This window comes from Rhizobium centroccidentale (assembly GCF_030182565.1).
GTDB lineage: Bacteria > Pseudomonadota > Alphaproteobacteria > Rhizobiales > Rhizobiaceae > Rhizobium.
This window is the reverse complement of sequence record NZ_JAQJCG010000019.1, coordinates 13,471-36,548: the sequence shown is the minus strand read 5'-3', so window position 1 is coordinate 36,548 and position 23,078 is coordinate 13,471. Positions and strand designations below refer to the sequence as shown.

Sequence of the window (23,078 nt, the reverse complement as noted above, 5' to 3'; positions counted from 1 at the left end):
GATGGCAAGCGGATGCCGTCGTCCGAAGCGAAGGGCCGAGACGGCCGTCGCGTCAATTCATACCCGCCGATGAGATAAGACATGGGAATTTGGATCGATACCGATATGGGGTTCGATGACATCGCCGCCATCCTGGTGGTCGCGCATTCGGATCTTGTCATCGACGGCGTTTCACTTGTCAGCGGCAATGCGCCGCTGTCTCATGTCCAGGCCAATGCCGCGAGCGCGGCTGCGGTCTTCAGCTGGACGTTTCCGATCCATACCGGACGTGAGCTGCCCGTGCTTTGCAAGCTGGAAACGGCACAGAGCATTCTCGGCCAGACCGGCATTCCCACTGCGGGCAGAAGCCTGCCGCCAGCCAACCCGCTTGCGGCGAGCGATGCTTTTACCGCACTCTGCGACTGGCTTTCCGACGACAACAGCCCGAAGCGCATCCTGGCGCTCGGGCCGCTCACGAACATCGCAGCGCTGGCGCTGGCACGGCCGGATCTCGCCACCCGCATCGACGAGCTGACCTGGATGGGTGGCGGCGTCACGGCGGGCAATCACACGGCCTCGGCGGAATTCAATGCGTTTGCCGATCCGGAGGCGGTTGCGATCGTCCTTGCCCACGGCCTGCCATTGCGCATGGTCGATCTCGATATCTGCCGCAAGGTGCTGGCCTGGCCGGAAGATGTCACCCATATCCGGAAGATGGCCGGAGAAAAGGCACAGCTGCTCGCAGACCTGCTGGAAGGCTACATCAACATCGCCGTCAGCCGCGGCAGACCGGCCATGGCGATCTACGATCCAACGGCGGCAGCCATTTTCGTCGAACCTGACATCGCCGCCCTACGGCATGCCCGGATCGATGCGGAGTTGCAGGGGCAGCATACGCGCGGGCGCACCGTCGTCGAAACACGGGCCTCGCATGGGCAATTGAATGCGCATTTCGCCGCCGAGATCGACGCGGAAAGGGCACGCCGAATCATCTTCGATGCGCTGATGCGGGAAGCCGGCCGCTAGAGCAATTCCAGGAGAAATGCATAGCTGCTTTCCGTCCGGAATTGCGTAAAAACAAAGGGGTAGAGCTTTTTCGCGGTTCAAAAAAAGCGGAAAGGCTCTAGGCATTTTGCTCCGGAACGAAGATCATCGCTGCCTGCCTCCTATGCCCGTTAGGCTCGATCAAAGCTCCGCTTCACGAAACGCGTGATTTCCTCGATCAGTTCGCGATCCTCCGGCGCCCCCATGAAGCCGCCATGCGGCATGGCTTCGAAGACGTGGAGCTCGACGGGAATTTCTGCGCGACGCAGGAGGCGGTGCATGCGCACGGCATTGGACAAAAACAGGTCCCGCGTGCCGCTCTGCAGAAATGTCGGCGGAAAGCCCTTGGAAAAATCGCCGAAGAGCGGCGAAAGATAGGGATGGGTGAGATCCGCACCTTTGGCATAGAGCAAATTGTTCGGCATGAGCGATCCCGGCAGCACGACATCGACGAGCCGATTGACCTGAAAGCTATCTCCCGACTCCGTGAGATCCAGTTCGGGCGAGAGAAGAACCAGCGCGGCGGGCAGAGGCAAGCGTTCATCGCGGGCACGCAATGTCACGGCGGCCGCAAGGTTGCCGCCAGCCGAACGTCCACCGATAATGATGTTTTCCGGCCTATATTGCCTCAACAGATGACGATAGACCGCCATGCAATCATCGAGTGCCGCAGGATAGGGATGCTCCGGCGGCATCCGGTAGTCTATGGCGTAGCAGCGGATGCCATGCTGGTCGGCCTGGCTCTGCGCTCCCGCGCGGCAAGCGGCTCCGCCGCCGACGACCAGCGCGCCGCCGTGAAGATCGATGTACGCGTACTCTTCCGGGAAAGCGCCATCCGGCGTCGCGATATGGACGCAGGCCTTCTCGATCTGCACCGTCTGCACGCTGGCGCGCGCCTGTGCCGCCATTCTTTCCGCTGCGGCTTGATAGTAGACATCGGCAAAGGCCTTCAGCTTCATCCAGCCATCGAAATCGCTTACATCGGGCATGACATGCAGCGCATTCAAGGGGATGCCGTCTGCGCCGACGGCCCGACGCAGCGCCTCCTGTGCGGCCTCGCTTATCGAAGCCGGAAACGGCACCGTCCGCTCCGGCAGTTTCACTCCATTGAATTTATCGCCCATGATGCCTCTCGGTAGGTTTGCCGGCGAGCGGGCGCCGACCTCTTGATTGCTATCGGGATCAGGCCGTCAGTTCCTGCTCGACCAGTGTCGTCCAGAAGGCCACGCCCGAGGCGATCGCCTCGTCGTTGAAATCATAGGCAGTATTGTGATGCAGGGCGCCGTCGACGGCGGGACCGTTGCCGAGCCAGACGTAACAGCCGGGAGCATTCTGACCGAAGAAGGCGAAGTCGTCGCCGGCGGTCGATGGCGGAAAACGGGTCAGCACGTTCTCGCCAAAGACCGTCGTAGCAGCTTTCAGCGCCCGCGCCGTGGCATCGGCATCGTTGACGACGGGCGGTATGCGGCGCTCGAACTGATAATCGGCGGCAATGTTGAACATGGCTGCAGTCCCATGCGCCAGGCGTCCGATCTCCTCTTCCAGCTGATCGCGGACCTCCGGCGTATAGGCGCGCGCAGTGCCGCCGATCTCGACCGTATCGGGAATGACGTTCAATGCCTTGGGATCGCCCGCCTGCAGCGAGCAGGCACTGACGACGGCCGGCTGCAGCGGATCGACGACGCGGCCGACAATGGTTTGCAGCGCGGAAATGAAGGTTGCCGCTGCCGTGATCGGGTCCTTGCCGAGATGCGGCTTGGCGCCATGGGTGCCGGTGCCTCGGAAGGTGATGCGCCAGCTGTCCGACGAGGCAAGCTGCGGCCCTTCGATAACCGCCATCTCGTCGACCGCAAGACCGGGCATATTGTGCAGTCCGTAAACGGCGTCGCAGGGGAAGAGATCGAAAAGGCCTTCGTCCACCATGCGCTTGGCGCCACCACGACCCTCCTCAGCCGGCTGGAAGATGAAATGCACCGTGCCGGAAAAGCCACGCTTGGCGGCAAGGTGACGGGCGGCACCGAGCAGCATGGTCGTGTGACCGTCGTGTCCGCAGGCGTGCATCCTGCCGGGAATGGTGGATTTATAGGGGCGATTGCCCTTTTCCGGCATGGCAAGCGCATCCATGTCGGCGCGAAGGCCGATACGGCGTGTGCCATTGCCGATCTGCAGCGTGCCGACGACGCCGGTCTTGCCGAGGCCGCGATGCACCGTCAGCCCCGCTTCTTCCAGCAAGGTGGCGACGATGCCGCTGGTGCGTTCCTCCTCGAAGCCGAGCTCCGGATGGGCATGAAGATTGCGGCGAAGCGAGGTTAGGAAAGGAAGATCCGGCTCGATCTCATCGGAAGAAGACATGGGAAGATTCCTTCGGCATTGGACACGATGATGGCGTGCCTAAAGCGCACCGCGATCTTTCAGATTCGCTTCTTGCGCTTTAGGACCTTGAATTGACGCATGTCGTTGTCGCAAAACCGCTGCACACTTTTGCGCGACATGCTTTATCTTCCCCAAAGCATCGCCTGCTTCAACTCAAATGACGCTCAGGCCTCGAGCTTGTTGAAGACATGTGCCTTTCCGATGACGCTCACTGAAACCATGCTGCCGACCTCGGGCAGGCCGACGCCGGAGCTCTTGATATTCAAGGTTTCGGAGCCGTTGGCGTTGGAGAGTACGACCGTAACGGCGCAAACGGCACCGCCGAATTCGATTTCCGTCACCTTGCCGATGCAGGCAGCTCCCGCACCGGACTCGTCAATGGCCTCAAGGCGCAATTGCTCGGGCCGCAACATGATGTCGGTACGTCCCTGACGGTTATCGGCATCGACTGCAATCTGCCCCAGGACGCATTTGGCAGACCCGTTATCAAGCTCAGCCGAAAGTACGATGGCATCGCCGAGAAAGAGCGCCGTCTCGCGATCCCTGGGGCTGAGATAGAGCGCCTGCGGCGTGCCGGCCTGTATAAGCCTGCCCTCGCGCAGGACGGCAACCTGATCGGCAAAGGACAACGCCTCCGCCTGATCATGCGTCACCAAAACCGCGGTTATACCGGCGATCTGCAGTACACGGGCGACGGCCTTGCGCATGTTTTCGCGCAAGCCCGTATCGAGGGCGGAAAAAGGCTCGTCGAGCAGCATCAATCGCGGCTTGCGGCCGAGCGCGCGGGCAAGCGCCACGCGCTGCTGCTGGCCGCCGGAGAGCTGATGCGGGCGGCGGTCGAGCATGCCGCGGTCGAGTTCGACCATATCGATGAGGGCATTGATGCGCTGATCGCGGTCGCGGGCGCCGCGCTCCATGCCGAAACCGATATTCTCCGATACGCTCAGATGCGGAAAGAGGGCGCCATCCTGCGAGACGATGCCGATGCCGCGGCGGTGCGCCGGCACGATGGCCTCTCCATCGGCCAGTGTTTCGCCTTGAAGCACCACTTGGCCGGCATCGGGGGTCTCGAAGCCGGCGATGATGCGCAGCAGCGTCGTCTTGCCAGAGCCGGAGGGGCCGACGATGGCCGTGCGACTGCCGGCAGCCACAGTGAGGTCGATATTGTCGAGCGCCTGCACGGGACCATAGCGCTTGCTGATATTCTTGATCGCCAGAAAGGTCATTGTCCGGCCGTCCGCTTGGATTGCGCGTAAAGGAGAAGGGTGAGCGGCAGCGACAGCACGACCATCATGAAGGCGTAGGGTGCTGCGGAAACATAATCGATCTCGCTGGTCAGCGACCAGAATTTCGTCGCCAGCGTTTCTGTGCCGTTGGGAGAGAGCATCAACGTCGCCGTCAGCTCGTTGGTGATGCCAAGGGCGACGAGCGCGACGCTGGCGGCAAAGCCGGGAGCGGCAAGCCGCATGGTGATCTGCCGCACGGCTTGCGCTGGTGTTCGGCCGAGCGCCATGGCGGCGCGCTCAAGCTCGACGGGTGCCTGGGCGATGCTGGCGCGCAGGCCAACCATGGCGCGCGGCAGGAACAGCAGGACATAGGCGAGCAGCAGCGTGGCAAAGGTTTGGTAGAGCGGCAGGATCAGCCGGACGGTGATTGACACCAGGGCCAGGGCGACGACCACCCCCGGCAGCGAGCCGACATAATAGTGGCAGGCTTCTAGAATGCGCTGCAGCCGACCGGGCGCACGCACCGACAGCCATGCCATGGGGGTTGCCGCAACGGTGGCGAGGAGACCGCCGGCGATCGCAAGAAGAATGGTCTGCAGCAAGGCCGAGCCGACCGTGTCGATCCGCCAGACGCCTGCGCCGCCGAGATAAAGCCAGCGCGCCAGGGTGACGAAGGGAACACCGAGCGTCAAGGCGGCGGTGACGATGGGCAGCGCGACAGCGGGAACGACGAACCAGCCGAGACGGCGGCGATCCGCGGGGCGGGCGGCACCCGAGCCTATGCGGGCATAACGCTCGTTGCCGCGCACCAATATCTCGATGCCGAGCAGCAGCAGGCAGCAGAAGACGAGGACGCCGCCGAGCATATTGGCCGCCGGGCTATTATAGGCGGACTGGAACTGGTCGACGATCGCCGTCGAAAACGTGTCGAAGCGGATCATCACGTAGAGACCATATTCCGCGAGGAGATGCAGGCCGATCAGCAGCGAGCCGCCGCAGATGGCGAGGCGAAGCTGCGGCAAGATCGCGCGGAAGAAGACGCGCCAGGGACCGAGGCCGAGCGAGGCGGCGGCATCCTCGATCGCCGGATCGAGCCGGCGCAGGGCGGCCGCGACCGGCAGGTAGAGGAAGGGAAAATAGGCGAGCACCGAGACCAGCACACCACTCCAGAGCCCGCGCATGCTCGGCACGAGACTGACCCAGGCGTAGCTGTGCACGAAGGCGGGGACGGCAAGCGGTGCGGCCGCCAGCCAGGACCAGAGGCGTGCGCCCGGAATATCGGTGCGCTCCGTCAGCCAGGCGAGCGTGACAGCCAGCAGGATGGACAGCGGAATGGTGCAGACTTCCAGCAGGACGGTATTGACGAGCAGCTCGCCGACGCGGTTCCGGAAGATGAGCGCTATGACTTCAGCCCAGCCGGTGTCGATCGTGATCCAGACGATGAAACCGAGCGGCACCAAGCTTAAAAGCGCGACGGCGGAAGCAAGAGCGACGACGGATGCGTGCCGAACGCGGCTACGAGGAGCAGCCGTCAACTGAGGCATTCGCATGGCGGCGGCCTCGCCGGCATATGTGTTCTTCTGCAGCAATTCCGAGCTGCCTTTCACGCCCTGAAATAGGAAGGCAACCGCCGCTGACGGCGGTTGCCCGATCGATCGGCCTTAAAGCCATCCTCATGCCCCTAGCAGGGCAGGCGGATGGGATGCAAGAGCCAAGCCCGCGCGAAAGCCTGCTAAACGTGCTTCCGCGCGGGCCTTTACGCTAGATGAGACCCGCTTCCGTCATCAGGTCGGTGACCTTCTTGCTGTTCAGCTTCGAAGGCTCGACTTTCGGAGCCTGGAGGTCGGAGAGCGGAACGAGCTTCGGATTGGAAGCCTCACCATTGCCGACAGCATATTCATAGGAATCGCCATCGCGCAGAACGGCCTGACCGCCCTTACCGGTGATCCACTTCAGGAAAGCCTGCGCTTCCTTCTGATGCTGGCTGGACGCCAGAACGCCGCCGCCGGAAATGCTGACGAAGGCACCCGGATCCTGGTTCTTGAAATAGTGCAGCGAGACATTCTTGCTGTTTTCGCCGGTCTTGGCCTGATCGCCGAACCAGTAATAGTGATAGATGACAGCGCCTTCGGTCTCGCCGGCATTGACGGCCTTCATGGCGACGCTGTTGCCCTTGTAGAAGCTCGCATTTTCCTTCATCGCCTTCAGCCAGGCGCGGGTCGCGTCTTCGCCCTTCAGCTCCAGAAGTGCACTGACGATCGCCTGGAAATCGGCGCCGGCGGGCGAAGCGCCCCAACGGCCCTTCCACTTGGGATCGGCGAGATCGAGGAGCGATTTCGGCAGATCGGCTTCCTTCAGCTTGGTCTTGTCATAGGCGAAAACGGTGGAACGGGCGGCGACGCCGACCCAGTTGCCATCGGCTGCCTTGAAGGTTTCCGGCACCTGGGCGAGTGTCGCGGCATCGACCGGAGCGAAGAGCTTGTTGGCATCGACCAGAGCCATGCCCGGCGAGTTTTCCGTCAGATAAACGTCTGCCGGAGAGGCGGCGCCTTCCTGAACGATCTGGTTGGCAAACTGCATGTCGCTGCCGTTGCGGATCGTGACCTTGATGCCGGTTTCCTTGGTGAAGCCATCCGCCCATGCCTGTGTCAGCGCCTCATGCTGGGCATTGTAGACGACGATGCCTTCGGAATCGGCGGCATTCGCCATCATCGGAGCGACAGTAAGGCCTGCAGCAAGCACCAGCGCGCTGGTGAGATGAGAAAAGGAAAAAGTCATTAAGTCCTCTCGCTTGGAAGCCACCGTCATCGGGCAGCGATGCGGTAGCCTATATTTTTCCTGACCGTTTTTTTCAAGTTTACACTTGGGTCTCGTTATCACAAAAGTTTGAGAAGAGAGTCAAGTTTTGACGGATAGCTTGCGACGGTTTCGGAGCCGCGCAGCCTTTGTGAGGCATTAGGCACTGCACCGCCGGTCGCGTGACGCGGCCTGAACGAAAAAAGACCGCGGCACCTGCATGCCGCGGTCCTTTTCGATTTCGGAACATTCCGTCTCAGTTGTCTCGGGTCTCCAGCGTCTTGCTGAAGAAGATCGCGACCAGCGTGCAGACGACGCCCGACAGCAGATAGAGGCTGGTATAGACGAGGCCGAACTGGCTGGAGAGGGCAAGCGCCACGAAGGGCGCAAAACCGGCGCCGATCAGCCAGGACAGATCCGACACAAGAGCCGAGCCGCTGTAGCGATAGTTCTGGCTGAAGCGAGAAGCGCTGGCGCCGGCGGCCTGACCGAAGGAGAGGCCGAGCAGCGTGAAGCCGAGAACCACGTAGATGTGGCGGCCGGTCGCGCCGCCATCGAGCAGCCAAGGGGCGACGAAAGCGAAGCAGGCGATCAGCACCGCGCCGATGGCGAGCTGATTGCGACGGCCGATCCGGTCGGCGAGCAGACCAGAACAGATGATGGCAAGAATGCCGCAGATCGCGCCAAGGAATTCCACCAGCAGGAACGAACCCGAGCTCTGCTCGCTATAGAGCGTAACCCAGCCGAGCGGGAAAACCGTCACCAGATGGAAGGTCGCAAAGCTTGCCAGCGGCACGAAGGCGCCGATCAGGACGTCGCGGCCATGCACACGCAACAGCTCCGTCATCTTTACCGGCTCGAGCTCATGGCGCTCCAACAGCGTGCCGAATTCCTCGGTCGCCACCAGGCGCAAACGGGCAAAGAGCGCAACGACGTTGACGGCGAAGGCGCAGAAGAAGGGATAACGCCAGCCCCAATCGAGGAAGTCCGCCGTCGTGAGGCTCGTGACGAAATAGGCAAACAGAGCGCTTGCCAGCATAAAGCCAATCGGGGCGCCAAGCTGCGGGATCATCGCATACCAGCCGCGATGGTTCGTCGGAGCATTGAGCGCTAGGAGCGAAGCCAAGCCGTCCCATGCGCCGCCCAGCGCAAGGCCTTGACCGATGCGGAAGATGGCAAGCAGGATGATCGCGTAGACGCCGACTTCCGAATAACCGGGCAGGAAGCTCATGGATGCCGTGGACCCGCCGAGCAGAAACAGGGCGATCGTCAGCTTGACGCCACGGCCATAGGTGCGGTCGATCGCCATGAAGATGAACGAGCCGATCGGACGGGCGATGAAGGCCAGCGCGAAGACCAGGAAGGAAAGCATCGTGCCATGCAGCGGGTCGGCGAAGGGGAAGATGAGCTTCGGGAAGACCAGAACCGATGCAATGGCATAGACGAAGAAATCGAAGAATTCCGACGTGCGACCAATGATCACGCCGATGGCGATGTTGCCGGGGGCGACCGAGCCGTTCGCATGCATGCTGCGGGCATCGCTCTCCAGAGTTGAAGATGTGGGATTTAGTGATTCATGCGTTACGCTGACCATGCGCGGGAGCCTCCCTCTCCGGGCACGAATTCCTCCACGAACTCGCGCGTAATGAAAATGTCGATCAAACGTGCGAACATATCAAGTATCCAGCATGAAATAATTCGCAAATTAGCAATCGGTCGAGCCATTATCTGCCTTTGGCGCCGCGTTCCGGACGAAGAAGAACCGCCGATGATAGCCATTTGTTCCGATCCAGGTATATTAGCGCCGGCAAAAGCGAACTGCTTGATAGAAAACCTTCTGGATTTCCGAGGGTTTTCCCGATACGTGGGACAGCATTCCATACCGCAATGCACTCAAGCTTGCTGCGGTGCGACGAAACACCTCATATCGTTCATGACCGCCGTCCTTTAGTCGCGGTAGGGTCGAAACAAAAAGAGCTTTAAGACGTGCCAAGACTATCGAAGATTTTCAGCCGTTTGTCCGTCATCCCGTTGTTTTTGCTGCTATCAGGCTGCAATCTGGTGGTGATGGCTCCCTCCGGCGATATCGCCATGCAGCAGCGAGACCTCATCATCATTTCGGTCGTGCTGATGCTGATCATCATCATCCCGGTGATCTTCCTGACGCTGTTCTTCGCCTGGAGATACCGCCAGTCGAACAAGGAAGCGACCTACGAGCCGGATTGGCATCATTCGACACGTCTGGAGCTGGTCATCTGGTCCGCTCCGCTGGCCATCATCATCGCGCTCGGCGCGGTGACCTGGATCAGCACCCATCAGCTCGACCCCTATCGGCCTCTCGACCGCATTGCCGCCGACAAGCCGCTCAGCGCCGACGTGAAGCCGCTGACGGTCGAAGTAGTGGCGCTCGACTGGAAATGGCTCTTCTTCTATCCGGAATACGGCATCGCCACCGTCAATGAGATGGCAGCTCCGGTCGACCGTCCGATCAATTTCAAGATCACGGCCTCGGCCGTCATGAACTCCTTCTTCATCCCGGCGCTGGCAGGCCAGATCTACGCCATGCCGGGCATGGAGACGAAGCTCCACGCCGTCATTAACCATCCCGGCGAATTCCAGGGCCTGTCGGCCAACTACAGCGGCGCCGGCTTCTCGAACATGCGCTTCAAGTTCCACGGTTTGGATCAGGCCGGTTTCGATCAATGGGTCCAGAAGGCAAAGAGCCAGGGCACGGCGCTCGGCCGCCAGGAATATCTGGCGCTTGCCAAGCCCAGCGAACGCGAGCCGGTACGCTACTTCAACGCCGTCGACGACGGGCTCTACAACGCCATCCTCAACATGTGCGCCGATCCGAGCAAGATGTGCATGAGCGAAATGATGCATATCGACGCCAAGGGCGGCGGCGGCAAGGAAAGCCACGAAAACCGCGAGCGACTGATTTACGACAATCGTGATGGCGCCTCGGCCGAGGTCACGCCGGTCAAGGCCGACGGCAGCGCCGGTCATACCATGCAGCATGGCGACAACTCCATGCCAGGCATGGATATGGGCAACGGCTCTTCTTCCGATTCGTCGACCGGTTCGGCGCAGCATCAGGGTCATTGATCCGGTGCGCTCAATAACAAGACATTCATAAGGGACAGAGGCAATCCATGTTTTCCAACCCGGACCTCTACAAATTCATCTTCGGTCGGCTGACGCTCGACTCGATCCCGTATCACGAACCTATTCTGGTCGTGACTTTCCTCGGCGTCGCCATCGGCGGCATCGCCGTTCTCGGGCTGCTGACCTATTTCCGCCTCTGGGGCTATCTCTGGAAGGAATGGTTCACCAGCATCGACCACAAGAAGATCGGCATCATGTATGTCGTGCTGGCGCTGATCATGCTGCTGCGCGGTTTTTCCGACGCGCTGCTGATGCGCCTGCAGCAAGCGATCGCCTTCAACGGATCCGAAGGCTACCTGCCGCCGCATCACTACGACCAGATCTTCACCGCCCACGGCGTCATCATGATCTTCTTCGTGGCGATGCCCTTCGTCACCGGCCTGATGAACCTCGTCGTGCCGCTGCAGATCGGCGCCCGCGACGTTTCCTTCCCGTTCCTGAACAACTTCTCGTTCTGGATGACGACGGCCGGCGCAATCGTGATCATGATCTCGCTCTTCATCGGCGAATTCGCCAAGACCGGCTGGCTGGCCTACCCGCCACTTTCCGGCATTGCCTATAGTCCAGACGTCGGCGTCGATTATTACATCTGGGGCCTGCAGGTCGCAGGTATCGGAACGACGCTCTCAGGCATCAACCTGATCGCCACCATCGTCAAGATGCGCGCGCCGGGCATGACCTTCATGAAAATGCCTGTTTTCACCTGGACCTCGCTCTGCACCAACATCCTGATCGTTGCGTCCTTCCCGATCCTGACCGCTACGCTCGCTCTGCTGACCCTCGACCGCTACGCCGGTACGAACTTCTTCACGAACGACCTCGGCGGCAATCCGATGATGTATGTCAACCTCATCTGGATCTGGGGCCACCCGGAAGTCTACATCCTGATCCTGCCGGCCTTCGGCGTCTTCTCTGAAGTCGTCGCCACCTTCTGCGGCAAGCGCCTCTTCGGCTACGCCTCGATGGTTTACGCTACCTGCGTGATCATGATCCTCTCCTACCTCGTCTGGCTGCACCACTTCTTCACGATGGGCTCGGGCGCCAGCGTCAACTCCTTCTTCGGCATCACGACGATGATCATCTCGATCCCGACGGGTGCGAAGCTGTTCAACTGGCTGTTCACGATGTATCACGGCCGCATCCGCTATGAGCCGCCGATGCTGTGGACCGTCGGCTTCATGGTGACCTTCACCATCGGGGGCATGACCGGCGTCATGCTCGCGGTTCCGCCGGCCGACTTCGTGCTGCACAACTCGCTGTTCCTGATTGCCCACTTCCATAACGTGATCATCGGCGGCGTGCTCTTCGGCATGTTCGCAGGCGTCAATTACTGGTTCCCGAAGGCCTTCGGCTTCAAGCTCGATCCTTTTTGGGGCAAGATGAGCTTCTGGTTTTGGCAGATCGGCTTCTGGTTCGCCTTCATGCCGCTCTACATCCTCGGCCTGATGGGCGTGACGCGCCGCGTCAGCCAGTTCGACGATCCGTCGCTGCAGATCTGGTTCATCATCGCCGCCTTCGGCGCCGGCCTCATCGCCATCGGCATCGCCTGCTTCCTGATCCAGCTCGCCGTCAGCTTCATGAAGCGCGAAGAGCTTCGCGATCATACGGGCGATCCCTGGGGCGGCCGCACGCTGGAATGGTCCACCTCGTCGCCGCCGCCGGCCTACAACTTCGCCTTCACGCCGATCGTCTACGATCACGACGCGTGGTGGGATATGAAGAACCGTGGCTATGTCAGGCCGACTGAAGGCTTCATTCCGATCCACATGCCGAAGAACACCGGCACCGGCATCATCCTCGGCGTTCTCTCCATCGGCTTCGCGTTCGGCATGATCTGGTACATGTGGTGGCTTGCCGTCATTACCTTCGTCGCGATGATCGTCATCACGATCGGCCATACCTTCAACTACAAGCGCGACTACCACATCCCCGCCGACGAGGTCGTCAAGACCGAGAACGAGCGTACGAAACAGCTCGCAGGACAGGTGTAAGACTTATGACCACCCCAACCGCACACGCTCCCAAGGATGGCGAAACACCCGCCTTCTACCTGACGGAAGAGCATCATCCGGAAGGCAGCACCATGCTGGGCTTCTGGATCTACATCATGAGCGACTGCCTGATCTTCGCAGTCCTCTTCGCCACCTTCGCCGTACTCGGCCACAGCTACGCGGCCGGCCCGTCGCCGGCCGACCTTTTCGAGCTGCCGCTCGTCGCCCTCAACACGGCGATGCTGCTCTTCTCGTCCATCACCTATGGCTTCGCCATGCTGGCGATGGAGAAGAACAACAAGTCGGGCACCCTGATATGGCTGACGATCACCGGCATCTTCGGCGCGCTCTTCATCTTCTTCGAACTCTATGAGTTCTATCACCTGATCCTCGATGGCGCCGGCCCGCAGCGCAGTGCCTTCCTGTCGGCCTTCTTCACGCTGGTCGGCACGCACGGTCTGCACGTCACCACCGGTATCGTCTGGCTGATCACGCTGATGGTGCAGGTTGGCCGCTACGGACTGATCCCGGAAAACAAGCGCCGCCTGATGTGCCTTTCGATGTTCTGGCACTTCCTCGACGTCGTCTGGATCGGCGTGTTTTCCCTCGTCTACCTCATGGGAGTTCTCGGATGAGCTCGAACGCAGACCATTCGCATCATTCCGGCGACGCCCACGGCCACGATCATCATGGCGGCCACGAGGCATCGCACGGCACCTTCAAGAGCTACATGACGGGGTTCATCCTCTCCGTCATCCTGACCGCCATTCCCTTCTGGCTGGTCATGGGCAAGGTCATCTCCGATCCGGCCGTCACCGGGGCGATCGTCATGATCCTCGGCGCGATCCAGATCGTCGTGCACATGATCTACTTCCTGCACATGAACACCCGCTCGGAAGGCGGCTGGAACATGATGGCGCTGATCTTTACGATCGTGATCGTCATCATCGCGCTGTCCGGGTCGCTCTGGGTCATGCATCACCTCAACGCGAACATGATGCCCATGTCGCCTGAGATGATGCGCAACATGCCGTAAATTCGAGCGGCGGGCCTTCAGGCGAAGGCCCGCCCTCTTCCCGGCGCGAAATTCCGCCGGATGCTGCGCGGTGCGCCCCCAGGACGCCAAGGCTTTTGCATATGGTGCGGATCGGCACCGGAACCTCCTTCTCCCCTCGGGGAGAAGGTGGCCCGAAGGGTCGGATGAGGGGGCTTTCCGGCCTGAATTCATGGATTTTCGTACTCGCGGCAGGCCCCCCTCATCCGCGTGACGGCACCTTCTCCCCCGTTGGGGAGAAGGTGTGTGCGGCAGCGACCTGCTTCATATGCGATTGCCCTACCCCCGGAAACCAGCGCCATGACCGACATTTCCTCAACCACATCTCCCGGCAAGCAGCGCTCAATGCTGACCCTTGCCATCTGGGTATCGCTGCTTCTGCTTCTGACGGCGCTTCTCATCGGGCTCGGCACATGGCAGGTGAAGCGGCTGCACTGGAAGCTGGATCTGATCGCCAGGGTCGATGCGCGCGTGCATGCGCCGGCGGTTCCGGCTCCCGGTCCGGCGCAATGGGCCGATATCACGGCAGAAAACTCGGAATACAAGCGTGTCCGGGCAAGCGGCATTTTCCTCAATGACAGGCAAGCGCAGGTCTATGCCTCGACTGAGCTCGGCGCAGGCTATTGGGTGCTGACGCCGCTGAAGCTTGCAGACGGCACGATCGTCATCGTCAACCGCGGCTTCGTTCCCACAGAGAAGCGCAATCCAGCGACGCGCACCGAAGGCGAAATTGCTGGCGAGACGACCGTGACTGGCCTACTCAGGGTCAGTGAGCCCAAAGGCACGCTACTGCGTTCGAACGTGCCGGCGGACGAGCGCTGGTATTCACGCGACGTGGCAGCGATTGCCGAGGCTCGCGGGTTGCAGAACGTGGCGCCCTACTTCATCGATGCCGACGATGCGAAAAATCCCGGTGGATTGCCCGTGGGCGGGCTGACGCAGATCACCTTCCACAACAGCCATCTCGTCTATGCCATCACCTGGTATGGACTGGCCGCGATGACATTGGGCCTGGCCATCTATCTCGTCTATTTCGAGCGGCAGCGGGCAAAAGCCACCCGCTGAGCACCGGAGCATTTCCGCTGCAGGAGAGCGGGCGCTCTGCCCTGCGTTTTCGCGCAGTTCCGGGCACCATACTCCTCCATACACTTCCCGGTGCCGCTCTATATTGTCATTTTCGGAAAACGAAGCTGCCAGCGTCGGCCGTCGCTCGTCATCTCGACAATCCCGAACGGCTCGACATCAACAGCCCAGAATGCCGCAGGCGGCGACTGCAGGGCTTGCAGAACTGCAGCGCGAATAACGCTCGCATGGGTGATGACGACGATATGGCCGGCATCCTCGATATGGTTTCCCATCCATTCGCCTACACGCTTCATGACCGACGAGAGGGCTTCCCCGCCATGTGGCGCGACCGACGTATCCGTCATCCAGAGCGCCAGGGAATCCGCGTCCCTTTCATGCAGTTCGGCGAGCGATTGCCCGCGCCAGTCGCCATAATCGCATTCGCGCAAGGCGACATCCGGGATGGCATCGAGACCGAGAACCGCGGCGGTCTGGCGCGCACGCAGAGCCGGGCTGGTCCAGACCCGATCGATCGCCCCCAGCCCGAAGGATAAGGATTGAACCTGCTGAGCCGCCTTCGCCTCCAAGGGCTCGTCATCCGGAAAGCAGCCATTCCGATTGGCTTGCGTCGCCCCATGGCAAATCCAGCTCAAACGCGTTTTCATGAGACTGTCTCAACTCCATCCCCTGCCGCGCTCTTGTCGCGATTTCGCATCGCTGTGGCGCTTGATTGACAACCATCTTTACAAATAGATATAAACTTGCACTTGCGGGTGCGGAAGCCGGTGGAATTCCGGCGCGGTCGCGCCACTGTAATCGATGACGGACGCTTCGCCTTCGAGAGCCAGACCCTTCCCGCAAAAACCCTTCCGCAAATGGAACGCGCTTTTCTTCAAGAGGGAAATACAATGTCCGACACGACTTTCGCCCCAACCGCAATTCCGCAGCCGATTCCGCTCGGCCAAATTCTGCCCTGGGCCATTTTTGCCGGCCTGCTGATGCTGCTCGCGATCTATTTCATCGGTGCAGAGGAAGGCGCGACCTCGCTCATCTCGGGCATGTATGTGCACGAATTCGTGCATGACGCCCGTCACCTTCTCGGCTTCCCCTGCCACTAAGGGGTCAAGCACATGGTTGGACGTCTTTTGCTCCGCGGCATGATCGTCGGGGCCCTTGCCGGTATTCTCGTTTTTGCCTTCGCCCATATCTTCGGCGAACCGCTGGTCGACTGGGCCATCGGCTTTGAGGAAAAGGCCGCACAGGCGGCCGGCGAAGCGCCGGAACCGGAAATCGTCAGCCGCGCCACACAGGCGGGCATCGGCCTCTTTACCGGCAGCGTGATCTTCTCGACCGCAATAGGCGGATTGTTCGCGCTGGTCTTTTCCTTTGTCTACGGCCGCGTCAGCCCTCTCGGCGCGCGCGGCACGGCAGCTCTGCTCGCGCTCGCCGCCTTCGTGACGATTTCTCTCGTGCCCGACATCAAGTATCCGGCGAATCCGCCGGCCGTCGGCAATCCCGAGACGATCGGTGCGAGAACGGAACTGTTCTTCATCATGATCGTTGCCTCCGTCGTCGGCATGATGGTCGCCGTGGGCTTCGGTCGCAGGCTGGCGGCGCGATATGGCTCCTGGAACGGTGCGATCATCGCCGGAATCGGCTACCTCGTCTTCATCGCGCTGATCCAATATCTGCTTCCCTCGATCAACGAAGTGCCTGAGCAATTCTCCGCCGTCGTGCTCTGGCGCTTCCGCATCACATCGCTCGGCATGCACGCCATTCTCTGGACGACGCTCGGCCTTGTCTTCGGTGCCTGGGCGGAACACCTGCTGCCGCAGACACGCTACGGCAATGCGGCTCTGCGCCGGGCCTAGTGTGGTAAATAGATCGCATCCCGCGCATGGCAACATGCGCGGGAGACGCCTGTATCCACTCAGCGTCCTGTTTGCAATCTTCTGTCTCATCGCTGCGGGTTGGCCGGCTTCGGTTGCCGCGCATGGCGGCGGCTCATCCGGCAGCCAGGCCGGCATCCCGATCCCTAGCCTCACCCATGGCGAGATGGCTGTGATCGCCCCCTATTACGGGCGGATCGTCTCGCTTGCCGAGAGCATGTCGGATACCGACGAAACTTTCCGCCGTCTCTTGAACTTTGCGCAGATCCAGCGCGCCTATTGCCTCTGGGGCCTGATGCCGGACAGCGTCAGCGACGAGGAAAGCCCATTCAACGAATGCTCCCACGCCTATCTCGCCGCAGCGAAGGCGGTGCTGCTGCAGATGCGAGCAATGAAAGTGGAGAAGGCATCGGTCGACGATCTCGTCTCCGATATCGACGCGGCACTCGTGCGCAACAACCTCTCGCTCGTCTTGTGCAAATTCAGCGGCGAGAACTTCAACACGGCCGATCTCATCCGGCCCAAACTTGCCGACATCGCACTCCATGCGAAAAGCCTTGCTGCGATCTTATCGGCCAGCCTGCTTGTTCTTGCGGGACTCTGGCTCGGAGCGCGCGCGTTACGGCCGCAAGCTCAGCCTTAAGAACCGCTCTGTGTTCATGCAATTCCGGACGGAAAACTGCAACGCATTTTTTTCGGAACTGCGCACAGCAAAACACCGCCGCAAAGTGCGGCGGTGTTTCTGATCTTACCAGTCGCGCCGGCGATCACGCCAGCGGTCGTTGCCCCAACCATCGCGATGATGGCGATGGCCGTGCCAGCCCCATGGCGGCGGCGGTGGCGGCCTGTAGTACCCCCAGCGCCGGGGCGGCGGACCCCAACGATTGGGGCGGCATTCGCCCCAGCGCGTCAGGTGCCAGCCACGACCGCAGGCATAGTCAACTTTTACGATCGGCACTGAGGCCGTTGTCCCAACGGCTGGGATAGGCATTGCCTCTGCCGAAGATACAACCAAGCTGCCGAACAAGGCAGCGATGGCAATCACGGACGATCTCATTTTGATGGCCCTCTATCCAAGTCCCTTACATGCGGGATTTAACCCCCAAAGGTATGAACGCCGGCTGAACCGAAAAAGGCCATTTGACGGCGAAATCAAGATCAGACCAAACGCCTGCCCACAGCCAAAAAAGCATACTTTGGCCGGTCTTTGCAGCCAGCCGCAACCTGCTCGCGCGTCACGAGAGTTTCATGAAGGAGGCTTACACCAACGATATCAATTGCCATAAAGGAGTTTGGGATGGTCGACCTCGCTTCAAACACGTCGGAGGGTGGCAATGCCAACCATCCAATTCACGGCGCCGGTGGTTCGGCAAAATGGTTTCTGCCGATCTTCGGTGTCGTTGTGCTGGCCGGTCTCGCCTATGTTGGCTATGCCCTGGGAAGCGACCTTGCCGAAGCCGCCGCCGTTCCGTGGATCCTGCTCGGTCTGGCACTGCTGATCGCGCTCGGCTTCGAATTCGTCAACGGTTTCCACGATACGGCCAATGCTGTGGCAACCGTCATCTATACGCGCTCGCTGCCGGCCGAATTCGCCGTTATCTGGTCGGGCTTTTTCAACTTCCTGGGCGTTCTCACCTCTTCAGGCGCCGTCGCCTTCGGCATCCTGGCGCTGCTGCCCGTCGAGCTCATCCTGCAGGTCGGCTCCGGCTCCGGTCTGGCGATGGTCTTCGCGCTGTTGACGGCCGCCATCATCTGGAACCTCGGCACCTGGTATCTCGGCCTGCCGGCTTCGAGCTCGCATACGCTCGTCGGCTCCATCATCGGCGTCGGTCTCGCCAACCAGTTCCTGGCGCCCGCCGGCTCCGCCACCAGCGGTGTCGACTGGTCGCAGGCGAGCAGCGTCGGCATGTCGCTGCTTCTGTCGCCGATCATCGGCTTTGCCATGGCTGCAATATTGCTGCTGGTCGCCAAGGTGCTGATCCGCAACAAGGAACTCTATGAAGCGCCGAAGGGCAATGCGCCGCCGCCGGTCTGGATCCGCGGCCTGCTGATCTTCACCTGCACCGGTGTCAGCTTCGCCCATGGCTCGAACGACGGCCAGAAGGGCATGGGCCTGATCATGCTCATCCTCATCGGTCTCGTGCCCACAGCCTTCGCGCTGAACAAGACGCCTGACGTCAACTATCTCGAAGCTTACAAAACCGCCTCCACGCAAGTCGAGACGGTGCTCGGCAAATATGTGAAGCCCGGCGTTGCGGCGTCGGCCGATCCGAAGGCCGCGGTCGCCGCCGCCGTCAAGAGCAAGACCTGGACGGACGCGACGACGCCGGCGCTCCAGGCCTATATTCACGCCACCAGCGCCGAGATATCAGCCTATCCAAGCGTCGAGAAGCTGCCGAACGGGCTCGTCGGCAACGTTCGCAACGACATCTACCTGATCGGTGAATCGCTGAAGCTGATCGACAAGCAGAAACTGCTGCCGATGAGCGCCGACGACCTGAAGGCCGTGACCAACTATCATGCCGCGGTCGATCACGCGACCAAGTTCATCCCGCTCTGGGTGAAGGTTGCCGTCGCCTTGGCACTCGGCCTCGGCACCATGGTCGGCTGGAAGCGTATCGTCGTCACCGTCGGCGAAAAGATCGGCAAGACGCATCTGACCTATGGCCAGGGTGCTGCCGCCGAAGTCGTCGCCATGCTCACCATCGGCGCCGCCGACCATCTCGGCCTGCCGGTCTCGACCACGCACGTCCTGTCCTCCGGCGTCGCCGGCACCATGGCCGCCAACGGTTCCGGCCTTCAATGGTCGACCGTGCGCAACATGCTGATGGCTTGGATCCTGACGCTACCGGCCTCGATCGCGCTTGCCTTCGTGCTGTTCATCGTGCTGCGCCAGGTCTTCTAATCCTCGTCGGTAAAGACGTCGGACAGTCTCGATAAGACAATGGCGCTCCTGAAGGGGCGCCATTTTATTTGCAGCATTCCGCCTGCACTCGCATGGAGCGAAGCCACGCCGTCAGGAGCACGTGAGGCGCCTGTTGCGAATTGCTTCAGCCGACGCCTTCCCTCTTGCTGCCATTCGCACCGAGGCCGGAAATCTTGGCGAGTTCCGAACGACGGTGGGCGTAATTCTGCGCAACCATCGGATAGTTGGGAGCAAGTCCCCATTTCTGTCTGTATTCCTCGGGCGTCATGCCATAATGCACGCGCAAGTGGCGCTTCAACGTCTTGAAGCGTTTGCCGTCCTCGAGGCAGACGATGTAGTCGTTTGTCACCGATTTCTTCAAATCCACCGCCGGCACCAGATTGCTTCGATCGACGATCGAAGCCGACCCATTCAATGCCTGCAGCGCCTCGTGAATATCCTTGATAAGCTTGGGGAGGCTGTGAACAGGGATGGCATTGTGGCTGACATAGGCCGAAACGATCTTCACGCAGCCATCGAACAAAGCAGGCGTCTTCTGGGGTACGGGGTCTTTTCTCTCGCTGAAAGAATCCATGATCTTTTCCCGGATCTCATTTGGTTCCTCGTGCGCCGCCCCGCTCGAATTGCATTATGCGCGATACCCGCAGCCGGGCAGCGCGCCGTTTCGATTTGCGCCCTGTTCCAGGGGCGCGATCCCGGTTGACAACCGGGGCACAATGCGTCCGCATGAAATGCGTGCGCAATCACAGCCGGTAGCTTTTCGCTCCGTATCCCGTATCCGCAACAGTCTGCGGCAGTTCGTCGGCGGGGTCCGAGAAGTAGACCGCCAGCTTGTTGCAAAGAGTGACGAGCGGCATGCCGAGCATGAACGCCGTATGAGTGGGATCACCGCCGCAATGCTGCAGCGTCTGAAGGATGAGCTTGCGCTCGACATCCTCCATCGTTTGGCCCACAAGGCTGCTGACGGCGGTATCGACCGCTCCCTGGAGCAAACGGCCATCGCCAAGATGGAGGGTAATCTCCTCGATCAATCGATTTTCGCTCGCGGTCACGATGACGACGTCGTCAGCATGACCGCGGAGCTCGCATAGGACATAGAGTCCGGTCTCGGCATCTATGCTTACGCGGCCAATCGCTTCGGCCGCCTGATCGCAGATTAGGACATGCGGCTCGGCTCCGCCGACGAATGTGGCGGCCAACTCGCCGCTCCCGGAAAAGGCGATGCGAAGCCGGCTCACAAAAGCGCGCAGCAATGTCTTCGCCTTGAGCTCGCTCGTCGCTCGGGCCGCCGAGATCTGATAGGCCGATGTGAAAGCCGGGTGCTTGATCATGACGTCACCTGCAAAGCCCTGATGGCAGGCTTCGGCGAAAGACCGGCAGACATACGCCATGCATAAGGTTTGGAGATCGCGGCCATATCCGGCGGGAAAGCGGCAGGAACAATCATTCCACCCCCCGCAAGACGGCTTTCCGCTTGTAGCGCCGGAGCTGGGCCAAGGAAACCGGCTTCGACAGCAGGAAGCCCTGTACATGCGTTGCGCCCGCTTCCCTCGCCACATCGAGCTGAGAGCTGGTTTCGATACCCTCTACGACGACGAAGGGAGCAAAGCAGGCGGCAAAACCGACGAGATGGGAGAGGCTGTCGCTTCCGTCGCGGCCTCGCCTGTTATCCCACACGAAGGCTGCATCGATCTTGATGATATCGGCTGGTACCTGCAACAGCGACGCTGGCGTGGCGAAGCCGGAGCCGAAATCATCAATGGCAATACGACACCCGAGATCACGGATCATCTTCATGCGCTCGATGGATACGCCAACCACGGGATAACTTTCGGTGACCTCGATGATGAGGCGCGAAGCAAGCTCCGGACGGCGGCTGATTCGGCCGAATATTTCAGCGAACCGATCGGAGTGCGACAGGCTGGCGGCGGAGAGATTGAAACCGAGAACCAGTGCCTCATCCACAGCCAGATCGGACAGCACCATGTCCAGAATACGCAGATCGAGATCGAACCAGCGATCCTGCCGCTCGAGCAGCGAGACGAAGGTGCCGGCCGTGTGCACGGTTCCGTCCGAGTCCGTTACGCGCGCCAGGCTTTCCGCGTAGAACACCTTGCCGACATTTGCAGCATCATGAATCCATTGTGCCGCAAAACCCAGGCCCCCTTCGGCGATCGCCTTCAAGATCAGGGCTCCATGCCCCTCCTCCTCGCGGCTTGCACTACCGTTCATCGGACTTCCCTTTCGGGGCGACGCGGCGATCGAGGAACATCCAGGAGCAGGAAGCAGCGGGTGATGAACGGCGCGCCTCCCGCCGAAACATCGGATTCCGGTGTCTATAATCCGCCTCTTCCATCTTCCAGACACCCTCAAACCTCAATCATTGAGGCCCCCTTCATCGAGCTGGAAATATTGCGCCGAAGACCGTAGTCAACTCGGCACGGACATGCCTACGAGATAGTTATTTAATAATTGCTAATACACTAATTAATTAGCGCTGCAAAAGTCAATCTCCGCGTAGCCTTCTCCCATACAACTAAATTAAAATATCAATACTCTTCAACAATTATTCACCACTTGTCGCCTGGGACCACCAGCCGCTTTGCCGCGCCGCCTGCAGGGCCAGATCCAGAAGCGGCAGATCCTGGTGCCACAATCTTTCCCACTCCAGACTCATGATGCCGGCGTAACCATCGGTATCGAGCGCTGACCGCAACGCCGGCATCGGGAACTCGCCGGTACCGGGCAGCACGTAACTATAGGGCAGTCTCGGCCCCGGCCTAGAAACACTGTCCTTGATGTGGAGATGTCGAGTGTTGCGCCGAACCTGCTTCCAGGTTTCGACGGGATCTTGCCCGCCCTTGCGCCAGGTATGATGTGTGTCCCAAATAAGAGCGCAATCGGGCGCTATTTCAAGGAAGCGCGGAATAGCGTCCGGCAACGCAAGGAAATCATGTGTCTCGACGACCATAGCCGCACGAAAGCCTTCACGCTCCGCAGTCTCACGCCACCATTGCAGCGTCGCCAGCGCCTCGGCCAGTTCGCCCCTGTCGGCGGTTTCGCCGCCGTCGAAAACCCGGAGCGAAAGAACGCCGGCGGCCTCAGCCCATGGAAGATAACGCAGGAACTCTTCCTTTGCCTGGGCTGTCGCGCCGACAAGACGCAGCGAAGTATTGAAGGCACAGACGCTTACGGGAGAGGCCTGCAGCACTTTGGCCAGACCGGCCGGAGAACCGAACCTTTCGGTGAAATAGGCAACCAGATCGACAGTGCCGCCAAGGGCGCGGATTTCGATGGCGTCGATGCCATGCTTGGTCGCCAATCCAAGCGCTTCACTCAATTCGAATTCCGCACATCCCAGCGTGGAAAATGCCGACCTCGTCTGCGAGCTGTCACTATCAACTGCAATCACCAGAGCCTCCTCCGCCCGGTTGCCGCTCACTCGACGTAGGGATGGGTATGCTCCACCCTTCCGCGGTCTGAGGCTCGACATAAGTAACCAAATAGATAATTAAGGAGCCGACTTCGGCCGTCAAGCTCCGATCACAATCCACCCGGTAGGGAAGCTTA

The 23,078-nt window shown here is 60.7% G+C and carries 22 protein-coding genes; 10 read left to right on the top strand and 12 right to left on the bottom strand.

Features of this window, described 5'->3' with window-relative positions:
• The first annotated feature begins 81 nt into the window (after positions 1-81).
• Positions 82-1,005, top strand: a complete 924-nt coding sequence (locus PH562_RS22560; protein ID WP_285175757.1) for a nucleoside hydrolase — start codon at positions 82-84, stop codon at positions 1,003-1,005.
• A 149-nt stretch (positions 1,006-1,154) separates the two neighbouring features.
• Here PH562_RS22560 and PH562_RS22555 read toward each other — a convergent pair whose 3' ends face one another.
• From PH562_RS22555 to PH562_RS22530, 6 genes are all read right to left on the bottom strand, one after another.
• The gene (locus tag PH562_RS22555; RefSeq protein ID WP_285175756.1) at positions 1,155-2,147 is read right to left on the bottom strand and encodes an alpha/beta hydrolase; all 993 of its coding nucleotides are present in this window, start codon (positions 2,145-2,147) and stop codon (positions 1,155-1,157) included.
• Positions 2,148-2,205: 58 nt separating this feature from the next.
• Positions 2,206-3,375: a M20 aminoacylase family protein gene (locus PH562_RS22550; protein WP_285175754.1), complete on the bottom strand. Its 1,170-nt coding sequence runs from the start codon at positions 3,373-3,375 to the stop codon at positions 2,206-2,208.
• 185 nt (positions 3,376-3,560) lie between these two features.
• A complete protein-coding gene (locus PH562_RS22545) occupies positions 3,561-4,622 on the bottom strand; it encodes an ABC transporter ATP-binding protein (RefSeq protein ID WP_285175752.1) in 1,062 nt (353 codons plus the stop codon).
• Positions 4,619-6,172, bottom strand: coding sequence for an ABC transporter permease (locus PH562_RS22540; RefSeq protein WP_285175900.1), 1,554 nt, complete (start codon positions 6,170-6,172; stop codon positions 4,619-4,621). Before PH562_RS22540 ends, PH562_RS22545 begins: the two co-directional genes overlap by 4 nt.
• Positions 6,173-6,383: 211 nt before the next feature.
• Positions 6,384-7,400 (bottom strand): iron ABC transporter substrate-binding protein, encoded by a 1,017-nt coding sequence (locus PH562_RS22535; protein ID WP_113233691.1) that lies wholly within the window; start codon positions 7,398-7,400, stop codon positions 6,384-6,386.
• 274 nt (positions 7,401-7,674) lie between these two features.
• Complete coding sequence (locus PH562_RS22530) at positions 7,675-9,012, bottom strand: MFS transporter (protein ID WP_285175750.1); 1,338 nt, start codon at positions 9,010-9,012, stop codon at positions 7,675-7,677.
• Between the two features lie 392 nt (positions 9,013-9,404).
• On the opposite strand from PH562_RS22530, the gene cyoA reads away from it, so the two are divergent.
• The 5 genes from cyoA (at position 9,405) to PH562_RS22505 (ending at position 14,693) form a co-directional block, all read left to right on the top strand.
• Complete coding sequence (gene cyoA, locus PH562_RS22525; protein ID WP_285175749.1) at positions 9,405-10,523, top strand: ubiquinol oxidase subunit II; 1,119 nt, start codon at positions 9,405-9,407, stop codon at positions 10,521-10,523.
• A gap of 47 nt (positions 10,524-10,570) precedes the next feature.
• Complete coding sequence (cyoB, locus tag PH562_RS22520; protein ID WP_113233648.1) at positions 10,571-12,574, top strand: cytochrome o ubiquinol oxidase subunit I; 2,004 nt, start codon at positions 10,571-10,573, stop codon at positions 12,572-12,574.
• A gap of 5 nt (positions 12,575-12,579) precedes the next feature.
• Complete coding sequence (cyoC, locus tag PH562_RS22515) at positions 12,580-13,209, top strand: cytochrome o ubiquinol oxidase subunit III (RefSeq protein WP_285175745.1); 630 nt, start codon at positions 12,580-12,582, stop codon at positions 13,207-13,209.
• On the top strand, positions 13,206-13,610 hold the full coding sequence (cyoD, locus tag PH562_RS22510; RefSeq protein WP_285175742.1) for a cytochrome o ubiquinol oxidase subunit IV: 405 nt from the start codon (positions 13,206-13,208) through the stop codon (positions 13,608-13,610). The genes cyoC and cyoD overlap by 4 nt, the downstream gene beginning before the upstream one ends.
• Positions 13,611-13,928: 318 nt before the next feature.
• The gene (locus PH562_RS22505; RefSeq protein WP_285175740.1) at positions 13,929-14,693 is read left to right on the top strand and encodes an SURF1 family protein; all 765 of its coding nucleotides are present in this window, start codon (positions 13,929-13,931) and stop codon (positions 14,691-14,693) included.
• 98 nt (positions 14,694-14,791) lie between these two features.
• Here the strand turns inward: PH562_RS22505 and PH562_RS22500 are convergent, their stop codons facing one another.
• Complete coding sequence (locus tag PH562_RS22500) at positions 14,792-15,358, bottom strand: histidine phosphatase family protein (RefSeq protein WP_285175739.1); 567 nt, start codon at positions 15,356-15,358, stop codon at positions 14,792-14,794.
• A 243-nt stretch (positions 15,359-15,601) separates the two neighbouring features.
• Here PH562_RS22500 and PH562_RS22495 point away from each other — a divergent pair, with 243 nt between their 5' ends.
• From PH562_RS22495 to PH562_RS22485, 3 genes are read left to right on the top strand one after another with little or no spacing between them, the layout of a single operon-like run.
• The gene (locus tag PH562_RS22495) at positions 15,602-15,811 is read left to right on the top strand and encodes a CbtB domain-containing protein (RefSeq protein WP_112512365.1); all 210 of its coding nucleotides are present in this window, start codon (positions 15,602-15,604) and stop codon (positions 15,809-15,811) included.
• Positions 15,812-15,823: 12 nt separating this feature from the next.
• Entirely contained in the window at positions 15,824-16,564 is a 741-nt protein-coding gene (locus tag PH562_RS22490) for a CbtA family protein (RefSeq protein ID WP_285175734.1), read from the top strand.
• A 34-nt stretch (positions 16,565-16,598) separates the two neighbouring features.
• The gene (locus PH562_RS22485; RefSeq protein ID WP_113233642.1) at positions 16,599-17,225 is read left to right on the top strand and encodes a hypothetical protein; all 627 of its coding nucleotides are present in this window, start codon (positions 16,599-16,601) and stop codon (positions 17,223-17,225) included.
• Positions 17,226-17,330: 105 nt separating this feature from the next.
• Here the strand turns inward: PH562_RS22485 and PH562_RS22480 are convergent, their stop codons facing one another.
• Positions 17,331-17,639: a GCG_CRPN prefix-to-repeats domain-containing protein gene (locus tag PH562_RS22480; RefSeq protein WP_285175731.1), complete on the bottom strand. Its 309-nt coding sequence runs from the start codon at positions 17,637-17,639 to the stop codon at positions 17,331-17,333.
• A gap of 240 nt (positions 17,640-17,879) precedes the next feature.
• Between PH562_RS22480 and PH562_RS22475 the strand changes: the two genes are divergently transcribed.
• Positions 17,880-19,487, top strand: coding sequence for an inorganic phosphate transporter (locus PH562_RS22475; RefSeq protein WP_285175724.1), 1,608 nt, complete (start codon positions 17,880-17,882; stop codon positions 19,485-19,487).
• 145 nt (positions 19,488-19,632) lie between these two features.
• Here PH562_RS22475 and PH562_RS22470 read toward each other — a convergent pair whose 3' ends face one another.
• The 4 genes from PH562_RS22470 to PH562_RS22455 form a co-directional block, all read right to left on the bottom strand.
• Positions 19,633-20,082, bottom strand: a complete 450-nt coding sequence (locus tag PH562_RS22470; protein WP_113233639.1) for a Ros/MucR family transcriptional regulator — start codon at positions 20,080-20,082, stop codon at positions 19,633-19,635.
• Positions 20,083-20,251: 169 nt separating this feature from the next.
• Positions 20,252-20,839: a helix-turn-helix domain-containing protein gene (locus PH562_RS22465; protein WP_285175722.1), complete on the bottom strand. Its 588-nt coding sequence runs from the start codon at positions 20,837-20,839 to the stop codon at positions 20,252-20,254.
• 112 nt (positions 20,840-20,951) lie between these two features.
• Entirely contained in the window at positions 20,952-21,740 is a 789-nt protein-coding gene (locus PH562_RS22460) for an EAL domain-containing protein (protein ID WP_285175720.1), read from the bottom strand.
• Between the two features lie 334 nt (positions 21,741-22,074).
• Positions 22,075-22,920: a sugar phosphate isomerase/epimerase family protein gene (locus tag PH562_RS22455; protein ID WP_285175718.1), complete on the bottom strand. Its 846-nt coding sequence runs from the start codon at positions 22,918-22,920 to the stop codon at positions 22,075-22,077.
• Positions 22,921-23,078: the final 158 nt, after the last annotated feature.